Origin of the sequence: Segatella bryantii (genome assembly GCF_022024215.1) — a bacterium.
Taxonomy (GTDB): domain Bacteria; phylum Bacteroidota; class Bacteroidia; order Bacteroidales; family Bacteroidaceae; genus Prevotella; species Prevotella bryantii.
On sequence record NZ_CP091797.1, the window covers coordinates 985,001 to 1,001,094 of the forward strand.

Below are 16,094 nucleotides of genomic sequence, written 5' to 3' on the forward strand. Positions count from 1 at the left end.
GGTCGGGTTGCAGACCTCAGTCCGAACTGGGACCGGCTTTCTTGATTAGAATGACCTTACGGGCATCCGACTTTCTGTACCGGCCATTGTAACACGTGTGTAGCCCCGGACGTAAGGGCCGTGCTGATTTGACGTCATCCCCACCTTCCTCACACCTTACGGTGGCAGTGTCTCCAGAGTGCCCAGCTTGACCTGATGGCAACTGAAGAGAAGGGTTGCGCTCGTTATGGCACTTAAGCCGACACCTCACGGCACGAGCTGACGACAACCATGCAGCACCTTCACAGATGTCCCGAAGGAAGTCACTATCTCTAGATCCGTCATCTGCAATTCAAGCCCGGGTAAGGTTCCTCGCGTATCATCGAATTAAACCACATGTTCCTCCGCTTGTGCGGGCCCCCGTCAATTCCTTTGAGTTTCACCGTTGCCGGCGTACTCCCCAGGTGGGATGCTTAACGCTTTCGCTTAGCCACTCACCCCGAAGGGCAAACAGCGGGCATCCATCGTTTACCGTGCGGACTACCAGGGTATCTAATCCTGTTCGATACCCGCACTTTCGAGCTTTAGCGTCAGTAACACTACAGCGAGCTGCCTTCGCAATTGGAGTTCTTCGTGATATCTAAGCATTTCACCGCTACACCACGAATTCCGCCCGCTTCCTGTGCACTCAAGTCTGACAGTTCGCGCTGCAGTGCCCAGGTTGAGCCCGGACATTTCACAACACGCTTACCAAACGGCCTGCGCTCCCTTTAAACCCAATAAATCCGGATAACGCCCGGACCTTCCGTATTACCGCGGCTGCTGGCACGGAATTAGCCGGTCCTTATTCGTAGGGTACATGCAAATAACCACACGTGGCTAACTTTATTCCCCTAAAAAAGCAGTTTACAACCCATAGGGCCGTCTTCCTGCACGCTACTTGGCTGGTTCAGACTTCCGTCCATTGACCAATATTCCTCACTGCTGCCTCCCGTAGGAGTTTGGACCGTGTCTCAGTTCCAATGTGGGGGACCTTCCTCTCAGAACCCCTACTGATCGTCGGCTAGGTGGGCCGTTACCCCGCCTACTACCTAATCAGACGCATCCCCATCCATAAGCGATAAATCTTTATTCCATCTCAGATGTCTTTAATGGAAACCATAGGGCATTAATCTTACTTTCGCAAGGCTATTCCCTACTTATGGGCAGGTTGGATACGCGATACTCACCCGTGCGCCGGTCGTCATCAAAGAAAGCAAGCTTTCTTCATGTTACCCCTCGACTTGCATGTGTTAAGCCTGTAGCTAGCGTTCATCCTGAGCCAGGATCAAACTCTCCATTGTAAAATATCTTTGAATATCTAATTGAATAGATTATTTGTCTCTGTTTCAAGGATGCTTATCCTTTTATTGAAGTCGGTTTAAAGCCTGGACAAAAACTAAACTTGACGGTTCGTTTTTGTTACCCATTCACACATATCTATAATATGTGAACGCTTCTTGTACTACTTCTCTGTCTATGTAATCTTTTCAAAGAACTCTTTCTTTTAAGCCTCGTAACCAACGTTATTTGGCTGCTCCCGTTTGTTTGAAAGCGAGTGCAAAGGTATACAAAATATCCATAACCTCCAAATGTTTTCAAGAAAAAATTGCAAAAAACTAATATTTTGCGCGTTCTTTGACAATGAAAGCTTGCTCCCGTGGACGTACACATTATAATATAATATAAGGATAAAGGATTAAAGATTAAAATAATATATAAGGATTAAAAAAAAATAAGTATGGCCCTACTTCCGTCACCATCGGCAATAACATGACGAGTATTGGCAGACAGTCTTTCGAAGATTGTAGTGTCTCACCCATATTACCGACCTCAGTCAGACGCCAAATCATCTTTCGGTATGGTGCTTCTCTTCTCCGCTCACATATAGATGAACAAGTAAGTTCCACATTAGCCTAAGACAAGCTATATAACGTGGGATTTGACAGTTCAAAAGTACTATAAATAATGTATTCGCCAAGAATTTCTCTAAAAAATTGCTATTTACGCTGCTATTTAACAAAAGGCGGTGGTAACAATCATTTTCTTGGCAAAAGGTTTGCTTAATCCCAATAATCTATCTATATTTGCAGCAACAGAATCCGCCACGCTTCCCTTAAGACCAGCGAACCAGGGCGGGTCTTTTGCTTTTATGACCACATTGAGATTATATACCAAGCAAGCGTTATCCATCGCTGACCAGATTGCTCTTTTAAAAAACAGAGGGCTTCAGATAGCTGACGAGTCTAAGGCAACAAAGTTCCTTGGCGAGGTCAGTTATTTTCGTTTACGACATGTACAACAAAAGAACCGATTTGAATTTTACGGACAAGAACCCTCATGAGACTTGCGTATTTGAAATTGCGATGTAAGAATGCCTCAAATACGTGAATTTTGAAGAATTTTTATATCTTCCTGAATATCAGCATGTTACACATTTAGCGTTTCTTCGGTTCAAGAAATGGGCGCCAAAACCCCAGCTCCTAGGGGTCGAAAGCTTAGGGTTGACGCGATAAGGTCATAGAGTTTAGCGAACAAAGTCTTAGGTTTCGCCCCCCAGGAGCTGGGGTTTTGGCGGGAGAGAAAATCGAGGGGAAGAAAAAAGACCAAACAGGCTGATCAAAAGTTGAATATTTTGAGCTAGATGACGATTTTTGAAAACACTGTTTTTTGATAAATTATTTGACAGTCAAACCATTACAAGCAGGAAAAAATCAACACTGAGAGTCACATCAACATCGGACAAAATCCATATTGACCAGCCTGGCAAAGACGGAATGTCGTTTCACATACCGACAAAAGAATAATCATAATCTTAAATATCTTACTGCAAAAATAGTCGCACTATTCGACTGTTTTTGCAGTACGAAGGTAATATGTTTTTCTGAACTGAGCAAATAAATAACTGATTTTGTGTTGTTTTTCCTATATGTACCTAATAAACTAGAATTTAGGTATAAGGAAACCTATCCTACAAAAAATGCGCACACTCAACAGGTGTGTGCATTTTTTGAAAAGAATAAATCTAAAATATATTTAAAACCAATTTTATCTTGCGTATTAGTCCCAATTATTATGTAATTTCGCACCCGATTATGGAAAATTCGGATGCAAACTTAATGATAAAAATGCGACGAGTAGGCAAATTTGTTATTGCTTACCAATTCGTTGAGCGAGATGGTGAAAAATGGAAAGTAAAAAACATCGGCTATCCGCTACGCTATAATCGCAAGGGTGAAATCTACAATAACGATCGTCTCATCGGTCATTTCTTCGATCATAAAGTTGCAGACATGAGAGGCAACATTATCGCCTATTGGTCAGATAACGGACAGATTCGCAACGCTTCAGGTACCCTTCTTGCAGTCTACCGAGGTGGTAAAGTATATTTACCAGAAGGTGTACCTGAAGATGAGAAATAAATTCGCACCCTCACAGGAGAACTATGATGCGATTATTTTGTACGATAAATCACACTTCCACTTGCTTGATGAGTAGCCAGTACCAACACTTCAGCGATTTGAACATGCTCAGGAGCGCAAGCTGCATAATAACACACATCCGCAATATCTTCACCCGTTAAAGGCTTAATTCCATCATACACCGCATTCGCACGTTCCACATCACCATGAAATCTAACCTTAGAGAAATTTGTTTCAACCAATCCTGGTTTTATATTTGTTACACGCACTGCAGTATTAGCCAAATCGATACGAAGACCATCAGTAAGCGCTTTTACAGCAGCTTTGGTAGCGCAATAAACATTGCCCCCTGCATAAGCGGCATCACCAGCCACACTACCGATATTAATAACATGCCCATGATTACGCTCCACCATACCAGGCACAACAAGACGAGTCATAGTAAGCAAACCTTTAATATTGGTATCAATCATCTCATCCCAATCCTCAAAGGATCCTTTATATTCAGGTTCCAAACCGCGAGCCATACCTGCATTATTAATTAATACATCAATATCACGCCATTCCTGAGGAAGATAATTATACGCTTTTTTAGAGGCCTCACGATTCTGAACATCAAAAGCTAAACCTAGCACTTCTGCACCCAAATCCTCCAAATCTCGCTTCACTATTTCAAGTTTGTCAGCACTACGTGCTGTAATAATCAAGTTATATCCTCCTTCAGCAAATTTAAAAGCACAAGCACGTCCGATACCCGACGTGGCACCCGTGATAAGAGCAATCTTCTTCATGTTCCTACTATTCTCGTTATTATGTTATTATATTCCAAATCTAGTTTGTTAAGATTCTCCACAAAGGTACACCTTTTCTATGAGATGACCAAGAACAACCTTCAGAAAACCGACCAAGGGAGCTTTACGATTAAAAATGAAAAGTAGGACCTTCAAAAAAATCATCATCCAACTTGATTACCATTGCAGCAGGATTACTAAATAATATACCTGTCAAGGTAGTTGTATGACGAATCGCAATTGCAAAATCAGAACAACTGACAGTACACATATCTGCACCAGAATTAGAATCCTTACAACTAACAGCAAGAGAACCCTCCTTATAATAGACATCAGAAGACTGCGGCAGAGTCTGAATATCTCCCGTAAACACTTCCATGTTATCTGGATCAATAAAAGTCTGAATCTTCAAATGATTTCCACCTTCGTTAAAAATCATCCCTTTTGCCTGAATAGAAGTAGGAGCCGTCTCAATCCCTTGTCCTCTGTACAAGTCAAATTTTGTACTCCGCTGTCTCACATTGATGGTAATATCCACCGGCTGCTCATACACCTGCGTTTCTAAACAAATAGAAGCAACAACCGGAACTAAGGTTACCTCGTCATGAATTTCACCTTCTTTAGAAGAAGAAACACGAAAATCCTTAACGGCATAATACGTTTTCTGACTTAACTTATCAAAAGAAATACATCCTTTATCATCTAAAATACCTGCCGTATAAGTCCCCAGCAGCGCCACCCGATGATTATGTCCCTTCGACATATACAAGGTAATCTCATTCATATTACTTTGATTGAAAGTTGCCTCCGACTCCACGTTACCATCTTTATCAAACACCACAGCATACAAATAATTACAATTTGCCGATGCATCGACAGAAGCCCTCGTCACTTTCCAGCTACATTTGGCCTGGTCACCGACAAAAGGCGTAATTCGCAGAGCGACCATTCCTTCATGAGTCTCATGATTTTCAGTCACATCAGAATCATTATCATCAATATCATCCAACACCATCTTCTCACATGAAGATAAAATAAAGCAAAAAAATACTCCAAATAAAAACCAATATTGTTTAAACGCTTGCATGTTGTAAAAATTTAATACTACACATGCAAAATTATAAACAATTTTCAACACATCAAAACGAAAAAGTATAAATAAGTTAAAATCTGTATATTTTTATTTAATTCTTCTTCGTATGATAGCATAATCATGGACTATCATACAAAAAGGTTGATTATTTTTTATTCATCGGGCGAATACAAAAAAGGGAAGCAATCTGCTTCCCTTTTCTCAATTTTATTTCAACAATGCCGCTATTACCGCAGCTAGTGAAACAACACTCATACTAATACCAAAAATCTGTGCAAATTTCCAACCCTGTCGCTCAGGTTTAGACGGCACAACAATTTCGCATCCCGGTTCAATCTTATCATTGCGTTCACCAATCTTACCATTTTGGTAAACAATAAACGACTTTTTCGCTTTCGCCAAGTTACCATATCCACCAGCCTGCTGAATATAGTAACTCATACCCTTACCTGGCATATAAGCCACAGAGTTAGGATACATCACATCGCCAGAAACACGAACAGTAGGATTATATTGAGGGATAAACAAGCGATCACCCTCACGTAAGACAATATTATCAGCACAAGTACTATCCTGCAAGGCCTTCTCTAAGTCTATACCGACATAATAGCGGTCTTCAGTCATCATCCCACTAGCTTTAATAGAATCCTTACGAGACAAATAGTTCTCTGCAACGCGAGCTACTGCTTTCTCACGCATTTTCTCTTCCTCATTCATGACACGCTGAATACGAGCACCATGAACATAAGCGTCCTTAGTAACTCCACCAGCAGCCTTTACGAGCTCACTCAATTTCATAGCTTTGGTCGTCATGGTATACTGCCCCGGGAATTGAGCCTCACCATCAATCGTTACATGACGCTGGGTTTCAAAGCCCGGACTTCTCCGAACATACACCTCATCATAAGGTTCCAAGAAGAAATTCGCCTGACGATCAATAATCAAACCATTTTTGAGTGTGAAAGAATATGTCTTAGCCAACAATTTAGAAGACTGAAGAGCTGTAGGATCCAATATTCTACGACTAACATCTATCTTCACGGTAGAAGCAGCATCGGTCAAGCCACCAGCCTGAACAATGAAATCCTCAATAGTCTGATGCTCAGCATATTCGTAAGTACCTGGGAACTGTACCTCACCATGTATGGTCAAAGTACGTGCCTTGGTCTTGTCTGCTTCTGTAGGAATGAAAAGCACATCCTCATTCTTCAAAGCCATATCCGGTTCATCACCGTTCATTATAGCCTCCAAATCAAGAGCTATCACAGTCTTGGTACGATCCTCTTTCAGACGATGAATAACAGCATGCTTAGCATATGCATCCTCAGTCAATCCCTGAGCAGACTTCACCAATGAGCGAACACTGTTAATCTCATCACCCAACTGATACAAACCTGGACGGAAGACAGCACCCTTGACCTCAACCATATTTTCATAACGATCAAGAATCTGATCAACAGAAATGGCATCACCATCCATCACGCGGAAGCTATTCATGTCGAATTCATCAACATTGAAAACCTGTTTCTGTTCACCATTTGCACGAAGGATACGAACCTGCTTCTTATAAGCATCATTAGCCCAACCGCCAGCATATTTCAGAATAGTAGCAACACTCTCATTCTTACGCATCTCATAAGTCATCGGGCGCTTCACGCTACCACTAATATCTACCAAACAATCATATGGCGATACGATAATCACATCATTATCTTTCAACTGTACATTACCAGCCAGTCTACCGTTTAAAATAAACTCATAGACATCAACTATCGAAATCTGGTGCCCATTACGCATCACCTTAATATTACGCAGCGTACCAAGGTTATTGATACCACCAGCCATATATAGGGCATGAAAGACAGTAGCATAAGCACTCAAGACATAGGTTCCCGGAACCTTTACTTCACCCATCACATTCACATGAATGCTTCGAGTCTGACTTACACTTGCCTTCACCGTACTACTTTGGAAACGGCTACCCAGCGTCTTGCTCAACTTAGCATTAGCTCCAGCTACAGTCAACCCGCTCAAAAGAATCGGACCATAGCCAGGAACCGTAACCGTACCTTCATTAGATATAGTATAAGTATTCTCACTCTGACTACCACCATAAATATCAATCACCACCTGATCACCAGGTCCCAATACATAATTAGCCGGTGTAGCGATATTCATCGTTGGTTCAAAGCTCAACAGTTTATTATTGAAGACATCCCGACCGAATACCTTCTTGCCAGTAGCGTCAGTCTCAGCCTTTTGGATAGCCGCTTCCACCTCAGCATCACGAACCATCTTTCGATAAGTAATCTGCGACTCATTCGTCAGATTAGCATTACCACTCACCTTACCAGCCGTCAAATCCTGGCCACCCGTTTTACCATTCTTTTGACTCAGTCTATCACCATACTTATCCACAGCCATATCAGCAGTACCCGACAAGCCCCTCTTCGCAATATCCGAAGAATACGCCTGTCGAAGTCGACGAATCTGGTCAATAGTAACTCCCTTCTGAATCAACTGAGCCGTAATCTGTCCTTGCGATTTACCCGAAGCAGCAGCCGACTTGATATATTCAGCCACCTTTTCATCACTCATCTGCGCCGAAGCAGAAAGAGCAAGGCAAAAAACCGTCATTAAACAGAATAAAAATTTCTTCATAAGATATCTATCTAATAGAATCAATTACCATTTCATGAACAACTCTAGTTCAATCCTAACAAAGGTTTGATTTGATCCTCTTTATACAGCGCAATACCCGTTGCCAAGAGTATGCCAACCAACAGGAAGACAGCACAAGTTTTTGCTCTTGAAGGTCCAGCCTTTTTCACCGGAACAGTAGCCGACTGCAACGTTGTGAAAGCCGGAGTAAACTCCTGTACTTTTGCCTGCGCAGCTTCCACAGCCTGATCAAGAGAAGTTAAACTATTATATTTCAACTGCATATCATTCTCCAAATCCTCAAGTTTAGAGCGAACACTCTCTAAAACAATATCCTGGTTAGCATCACTATACGCAATATATTTCTGTCGAACATCAATATACTTACGTTTAGCTTCCTTATAGAGTTTCGTCTGATAAGCCAAGTCACGACGAGCTTTAGCAGTACGATAATCCGTGATGAAGCGTTGCAGACGACCTCGCACACTATCCGCCATACAAGCTGCGATATAAGCATCCTGATCGGTTACCGTAATCGTAATCACACCCGTCTTGGGATCCACATCACAAACCACATTCTCATCAATAGCCTTAGCTATTTTATCCTGCTTTTTGGTCAATTCAAAAGGATTAACAGGCTCCACCTTAATCGTATCCATAGGACCGCCGAACAATTCACCTATCCAACCACGCTTCTGATACTTCAATAAATAGTTGTAATAAGGCATATTATCATTTTTATCCTTATGATGCACATTCACCTCGAAGAGTTTGGTCTTAAAGTCAACAGAGTTAATCAAATCAGGATACAAGTCAGGCAAAATAGCATCCATATCCTGGGCACTAGAAGAACTTCGACCACTAACACCAAAGCGCTTAGCCAAAGAAGCCAAGCCACCCATGCTAGAAGCACCACCCGTACTCGCCTCAGGCGCCAACATCACAGTACTGGTATAATAATTCACCTGATTAAGAGCATAAGCTACACCCAACACACAAAAAATAGGTACAATAATCAGATAAAGTCTTATCTGCTTTTTCAGTGCAGCGAAAATCGCACCGAAATCAATACTACTTTCTTCCTCTTCCTCGTAAGGATTTATATTTCTATTATTATCTTCGTTCATGATTTTGTTCAATTACTTGGTTAATGCTACAATAACAGTGGCGAGAGAGGCAAGACTTGTACCCATACCAACAAGGGCACTGAAATCGATGCCTTTACGATCAGGTCGACTAGGTACGATTACCTCACATCCCGGTTCTATCTTACCCTTACCTTTCACACTTACATGACCATTCTGATAAACGACGAAAGTCTTACCCTTCTTGGCACGGTTGCCATAGCCACCAGCCTGATTAATATAGTAAGCAGTCTTTTTACCTGGTACATAAGAAACCGTATTAGGGAACATTACGTCACCCGAAATATGTACTGTAGGGTTATATTCTGGGATAAACAACTTATCACCAGCACGAAGAATTAAATCCTCAGGACAACCAGGCTTAGCCAAAGCCTTTTCAAGATCAATACCTACATAATAAGTATCACCCAGCACTACATTGTCAACAATTATCGAATCGTGCTTCGTATTCTGATGAGCCATAGCCTTAAGAATAGACTTCATACGCAATTTTTCATCCTCACTCATTTTACGTTCGATACGGGCACCCTTCACATACGCATAAGAAGAGACACCACCTGAAGTTTTAACAAGATCGCTCAAACGCATATCTTTTCGAACCATCGCGTACTCACCAGGGAAAAGAGCCTCACCAGTAATCGTTACATTACGTTGCGCCTCAAACCCCGGACTTCTACGTACATACACCTGATCATAAGGCTGCAAGAAGAATCCAGGCTCTGGATTAATCAACAACCCATTCTGCAAAGTAAAAGTATAAGTCTTAGCGATTTCATTACCAGCTTGAGTAGCACTAGGATTTAAGATACGACGACTCACATCTACCTTAGCCGTAGAAGCAGCATCAGTAAGGCCACCTGCCTGAACGATGAAATCCTCGATAGTCTGATTTTCAGCATATTCATAAGTACCCGGGAATTGCACCTCACCACTGATTGTCAAGGTACGCGCCTTAGTCTTATCTGCCTCTGTAGGGATAAAGATAACATCCTCATTCTTCAATTGAACATCAGGTGCACGACCGTCCAAGATATCCTTGATATTTACAGCAATAACACGCTTAGTACGATCATCCTTCAAACGATGGATAACAGCATGCTCAGGATAAGCATCCTCCGTTAAGCCCTGAGCCATTTTTACCAAAGAACGGATAGAAGTAACCTCCTTACCCAACTCATAAAGACCAGGACGGAACACAGCACCTTTCACCTCTACCATATTACTATAACGATCGAGCATATCATCAACCTTCAAGGCATCACCATCCATCACCTTAAAAGACTTCAGTTCATTCTGACTAATATTAAACACCGTCTTCTCGTCACCATTAGCACGAAGCAAACGAATCTGGCCCTTATAAGCATCATTTGCAAAGCCACCAGCATAGTTCAGAATAGTAGCAACATTATCATTCTTACGCATCTCGTAAGTCATAGGACGCTTTACTGCACCAGCAATATCAACAAGACTCTCATAAGGTCCGACGATAATCACATCGTTATCATGCAGACGTACATTACCAGCCAGGCGACCATTCATGATATATTCATAAACATCGACCACGCTAACCTGACGACCATTACGGAACACCTTAATATTACGAAGAGTACCGATATTATTGATACCACCAGCCTGATATAAGGCATGGAACACAGTAGCATACGCACTCAAAGTATAAGTACCAGGCACGGTGACCTCACCCATCACATTGACGCGGATACTACGGGTACTGCTCACACTCGTACTCATATTACTGCTACGATAACGCTTACCCAGCGTCTTACGCAAACGACTATTAGCCTGAGCAACCGTTAAACCACTCAAGCGGATAGGGCCATAACCTGGAACAGTTACCGTACCTTCATTAGAAATCTGATAAGTATTTTCTTTCTGGCTACCACCATAAATATTTATAACCACTGCGTCACCAGGACCAAGCACATAATTAGCAGGGGTAGCGATATTCATATTCGGTTCAAAACTCAGCAACTTACTATTAAAAATATCATGACCGAAAATTTTACGAGACTTACCTTTGTTCTGGGCAACACTCCGCTTGATGTCTTGATCAATAGCCCTTTCTTCCTGCTGAGCTTTATCCTGCAGTTCTACACTATTTCCCGCTTTGCCTGTGGTAAGCTCTTGTTTCGTCATACCATTGTCCTTTTTCAGCGCAGCATTTCCTTTATCAAGTTTAGCTCCCGCTTGAACCTGGGCATAACCCCCAAGTGTCATCATGGCTAGCATGAAACCGAATAAAATTCTTTTCATTACTTAAAGTTTATATATTTTCTTATTCACAAATTTGAATGCAAAGATAATGCTTTTTCAGCATAATTCATACTTTTTTCATCAAAAAAGACACTTAAAACTTGCGTTTCCTAATTTTTATAATTAAATTTGCATATGAAAAGAAAGTTAGGACCATGAATCAAATTAAGAAAGAATCCGAGGAAAACGAATATGTAAGATTTTCAGTATTATTAGGTGATTTTTTTATATTAAACGTATTATTCCTTTTTACTGTTATTTTTTGTAACTCCTGGATACCACATTATTTTTTATTTGCTACCAAAATAACATTTGTAGTAATGAACTTTTCGATGTTCATTGCTGAGTTTTTCTATAAATCTATTATTCAGCGTCGTCTGATTAAATATTCTGAGGTTTTCCTTAATGTTTCGCGATTAGTAGGTTTACAGATGGTACTTTTCTGTTTCATCATTAAACTGTTGTCATGGGAGGTAGGCTATTTTTCTTTCTACATGTCCTTTACAGTAACACTTTTCATCCTAATTATACTTTCGCGCGCTGCAGAACATAGATTCCTATCCTATCTTCGCTCTATTGGTCGTAATACGCGCTCTGTACTCTTCGTGGGACATGATAAATCACTCCTTAATCTATATAACGATTTCTCATCTACAATATCATCGGGTTACCGCATCAAAGGATACTATGCCGATAAAGAGATGGAGGGAGCACCAGACAAGCTGAAATACCTGGGCAGCATAGATGATCTCAACAAGAAACTTGATAAATGGGACAGTGATCCACTACATGAACTCAATATAGACGAACTCTATTGCAGTATATCACATAACGATTCGGAAGAAATAAACCGCATAGCACGTTCGTGTGATAAAAACGTAGTACGCTTCTTCTATGTACCCCGTGCTTTCGAAGACTATCAATTAAACCTGAAAGCCTGCATGCTAGGCGATCACTTAGTATATAGGAACCGAATAGAACCTCTGAGACGCCCAATAAACCGTATTATTAAACGTAGCTTTGATATTGCTGTATCTTTGGGTGTGTGCATCTTTTTGGTTCCCCTTACTCTTATTATCGGCCTCATCATCAAGATACAAAGTCCTGGTCCAATCTTCTTCCGTCAGGGCAGAACAGGTATAGATGGTAAAACCTTCTATTGCTATAAGTTCCGCTCTATGCACGTCAATAAAGATGCGGATAAGATACAAGCAACCAAAAACGACCCTCGTAAATTTGCTTTCGGCAACTTTATCCGCAAGACCAACTTGGATGAATTTCCACAATTCTTCAATGTTCTCAAGGGTGATATGAGTATAGTCGGCCCTCGCCCACACATGCTTACCCACACAGAGATGTATGGCAAGCTGATTGATAAGTATATGGTCCGCCATTTCTGTAAACCAGGCATTACCGGTTGGGCACAGGTTACCGGTTATCGTGGAGAGACGAAAGAACTCTGGCAGATGGAAGGCCGCATAAAACGGGACATTTGGTATATTGAGAACTGGAGTATATGGCTTGACCTAAAAATTATATGGATGACCGCCAAGAGTATTATCATTCCAGACAAACATGCCTATTAAACAGCATCAAAGGCACAACCCAAAAGACGAAATTCTTATCAAATAAAAGCCCATAGCTATTCCTAACAGAATTATAGCCATGGGCTTTTTTGCGTAATCATATTATCTACCACCTACAGATGCACTGTATATTCTCTCCAGGAATTGCAATGCCCCTCTGTATCCAATATGCGAACGGTTAATAACCAGTGTTTCAGAAGAAGGAGTGGCCACTTCAAAGAACAGAGCCCCCTTCTTATCGGCAAGAGTAAGCTCCCATGAAGAACCGAGGATTAATGGTTTACCAGAAGTAAATTCCACACTTTCTATTTTCTTCTCTACCAAATAGCCGTCTTCCTCAAATTCGACGTCAATGCTTACTCCCTCAGAAATGTTATTCTTGAAATATTCAGTTATCGCTGGTCGATATTTCTCCGGTGTATTATCCGTAATAATCACTTTTTTCGGTATCAAACCGATTTGGTCGGCAAGAAACTTGGAATAAGCCAACGCATAAGCAGCATCTGCCGTTACCACAAACTCGCTCGGCATACCATACCAATACTCTGCAAAAAACTCAGAGAAATGCTCCAAATAATAATAATAAATATCAGCTTCCTGACGGATGAACTGCTCCGATTGCGCCTTGTCAATACCCGCATATTCCACTACTTGACGGATGAACTTCGCTGTAGCTTCTTCACCTACAGGAATTTCAGGAATATGCAAGTATGGCTGATTATATTTCTTCTGCAAATGCTCTGCATTTTTGATACCGACCCATGGAGATACAACAAGATTAAACTGTGCTTGCGGTATTCTCTTCCAAGCCTCAACACCAGGGTTCTCAGCACCAAAGAGAACATTGACTTCAAATCCTGCACCACGTAATATGCGAGCAAGTTCCTGATAATCACCACGCCAGTTATGGTTATAGTATGGCGTTTCAAACCAAAGATTGATAAGTCCCTTTTTCTTTTCCCCCTGGTAGTCGCCCACAAACTGGTCGATGATCGCATCTACCACCACTTCATGTCCATACAGATTATTACCCTTAAAGCCAGCAGTGTTAGCATATACGATAGGATAACCTGCTCGTTGATAATTACTTACAAGATCGGGCACATTATCACCGATAAGCTCACCTACACACCCCGTAAGCACCACAAAGAGATCACCCTCATAGATTTTAAGGGTAGATTTGATGAGTGCATCCAAAGTCTTAATGCCACCAAATACGACATCGTTCTCTGTAGAATTAGCACTTGGCATATTACCACCACCAGCAGCAATACTACCCTGAAACCCATTTTCGAAAGTCAACATAGCCGTTGTCTTCAACTGACATCCCGGACTACAATTCGCTATCGGAACAGCCCCTTTAATGGCCACCACGGTATTCGTCGCGCCAACCGCACAAGCATATCTTACATCGGATATTACCGAAGGTTTCTTCTTTTTTATATCGCTCATTACCTGATCATTTTTGATGTATTCGAAAATATAGATATTTTAGCCTGAAATCTTTACTCTTAACAAGATATACATGCCCCTCTAAAACTTAACCTCTTCTAGTTTCTTCTCAATATCCACAAAGACAGATTTGTCTTTCGTGAGAATGAAAGGATCATCCTGATTGAACCACCAATCATTATATGGCAAGCGTACATGACGCTGAAGCGTCTTATTAAACTTAGTACGAGCTAATACACCTTTGAGAATTTCACCCACACGCAAGATGCCATCATACCCTACAGGGATATGCTCATCACCCAAAGCAAAAGTAGGCACACCAAGATGTCCTGCCACAGAAGCCAATCCTGGGTGACGAATAATTAAGAAATCCGTTTTAGCACGCTTCAGCAGTTGCGGCAACTGGAAAGCACGTGTCTTACTGACCGTATAGTGAGGAATATCGCCATACGTTTCTACTAGTTCCTTCAATGTATCCTGATTCTTACCAGCACCATCATAAATCGGGTCATGGTGGAAAACAAGAGCCGCCTCATTTTTGATACCCAGCTCCGCCAAAACACTTATCAAGCCATGAGCATAAGCCGACCCCGTAAGCACCATACCATACTTACCCTTGAAATACTCACGATACGCTTCTAACTGCGGAGCGATACGCTGATGCTCACTTTCTATAAAAGCCTCAGCCTCTTTCTCCTTACCAACCACTTTGGCAATCGCTCTCAGCCAGGCATCAGTACCCTTAATACCATAAGGTTGCGGAGCATCAATCTGTGGCACACCAAACTGATCTTCAAGCGCCGCACCCATATAGCCACCAAGTGTTTCACAGAACGTCGTGGTAGCAACAGCCTCAGAAGCCTGTCGAATCTCCTCATATGAAGCACAGTCGAGCAGATAATTAACGCGAAGTCCCAGAGGTTTCAATAGATCCGTAAACCAGTCTGTACCCCATAAGGCAACAATATTAATCAAGTCCTTTTGCTTTTTAGTAGGATGTCTCTCCACGATCTGTCTCAGCACACCATGAAAGGCAACATCGAAACCAGTACTCCAATGCTTACTTCGGAAGCCCTCACAATGCAAAGGAATCACAGGAACCCCCACCTCAGGCTCTAACTCCTCAGCCACACTGTCGATATCTTCGCCCGTAATAGCAGTAGCACAAGCCATAGAAATGAAAATGGCCTTAGGATTATAGCGCTCCTTGGCTATACGGATAGCCTGACGGAGTTTGGCACTACCACCAAAAACCATATCCTTCTCCTGAAGATTAGTACTCATATTGAGCGTGTTTTGCTGAGGTTTACCACGACGAGCAAGTCCCACATGCATAGAGAGGTTAAACTTCGCATTCTCACTACTACAGCCAATAGGTGCATGGTCTATCAAGACACAATCCGTAAGATTACCTATCTGGCATTGTACAATAGCATTAGAGCACATCGTCGTCTGATTCAAAGGACTTTGCAATTCACAAAGCCGACACCCCTGTCCTGCCCCAGCACAACCACCATGTTTCTTTACGCTTCGCTCATCGTAAGCCGATTGCTCTATCAACTCTTTCGCAGAGCCGTCCCATCCGATAATCGTACCGAGTCGCAACTCACGATTTTTGACGGTGGTCATATCCAGATTTATTCTATTTGCCATAA

10 protein-coding genes and 1 rRNA gene (1 of these 11 cut by a window edge) are annotated in these 16,094 nt (G+C 41.8%); 2 read left to right on the plus strand and 9 right to left on the minus strand.

The window, feature by feature from the left end:
- Positions 1–1,322 (minus strand): 16S ribosomal RNA (locus tag L6471_RS03700) (it extends 208 nt beyond the left edge of the window).
- Positions 1,323–2,034: 712 nt separating this feature from the next.
- Positions 2,035–2,211, minus strand: a complete 177-nt coding sequence (locus L6471_RS03705; protein ID WP_196801603.1) for a hypothetical protein — start codon at positions 2,209–2,211, stop codon at positions 2,035–2,037.
- A 902-nt stretch (positions 2,212–3,113) separates the two neighbouring features.
- On the opposite strand from L6471_RS03705, the gene L6471_RS03710 reads away from it, so the two are divergent.
- Positions 3,114–3,440 (plus strand): hypothetical protein, encoded by a 327-nt coding sequence (locus tag L6471_RS03710; protein WP_039869803.1) that lies wholly within the window; start codon positions 3,114–3,116, stop codon positions 3,438–3,440.
- Between the two features lie 32 nt (positions 3,441–3,472).
- Here L6471_RS03710 and L6471_RS03715 read toward each other — a convergent pair whose 3' ends face one another.
- The 5 genes from L6471_RS03715 to L6471_RS03735 all read right to left on the minus strand — a co-directional run bounded on the left by L6471_RS03715 (position 3,473) and on the right by L6471_RS03735 (position 11,401).
- Positions 3,473–4,231 carry an SDR family NAD(P)-dependent oxidoreductase gene (locus L6471_RS03715; protein WP_237796869.1) on the minus strand — a complete coding sequence of 253 codons (759 nt, stop codon included), beginning with the start codon at positions 4,229–4,231 and terminating at the stop codon, positions 3,473–3,475.
- Between the two features lie 130 nt (positions 4,232–4,361).
- Positions 4,362–5,246: a hypothetical protein gene (locus L6471_RS03720; protein WP_237796870.1), complete on the minus strand. Its 885-nt coding sequence runs from the start codon at positions 5,244–5,246 to the stop codon at positions 4,362–4,364.
- Positions 5,247–5,531: 285 nt separating this feature from the next.
- On the minus strand, positions 5,532–7,985 hold the full coding sequence (locus L6471_RS03725) for an SLBB domain-containing protein (protein ID WP_237796871.1): 2,454 nt from the start codon (positions 7,983–7,985) through the stop codon (positions 5,532–5,534).
- A 44-nt stretch (positions 7,986–8,029) separates the two neighbouring features.
- Positions 8,030–9,112: a Wzz/FepE/Etk N-terminal domain-containing protein gene (locus L6471_RS03730; protein WP_237796872.1), complete on the minus strand. Its 1,083-nt coding sequence runs from the start codon at positions 9,110–9,112 to the stop codon at positions 8,030–8,032.
- 12 nt (positions 9,113–9,124) lie between these two features.
- Entirely contained in the window at positions 9,125–11,401 is a 2,277-nt protein-coding gene (locus L6471_RS03735) for an SLBB domain-containing protein (protein WP_237796873.1), read from the minus strand.
- A 155-nt stretch (positions 11,402–11,556) separates the two neighbouring features.
- Here L6471_RS03735 and L6471_RS03740 point away from each other — a divergent pair, with 155 nt between their 5' ends.
- Entirely contained in the window at positions 11,557–12,987 is a 1,431-nt protein-coding gene (locus tag L6471_RS03740; protein WP_237796874.1) for an undecaprenyl-phosphate glucose phosphotransferase, read from the plus strand.
- Positions 12,988–13,089: 102 nt separating this feature from the next.
- Here L6471_RS03740 and L6471_RS03745 read toward each other — a convergent pair whose 3' ends face one another.
- A complete protein-coding gene (locus tag L6471_RS03745; protein WP_237796875.1) occupies positions 13,090–14,439 on the minus strand; it encodes a nitrogenase component 1 in 1,350 nt (449 codons plus the stop codon).
- 81 nt (positions 14,440–14,520) lie between these two features.
- On the minus strand, positions 14,521–16,092 hold the full coding sequence (locus tag L6471_RS03750; protein WP_006281724.1) for a nitrogenase component 1: 1,572 nt from the start codon (positions 16,090–16,092) through the stop codon (positions 14,521–14,523).
- Between the last annotated feature and the right edge of the window lie 2 nt (positions 16,093–16,094).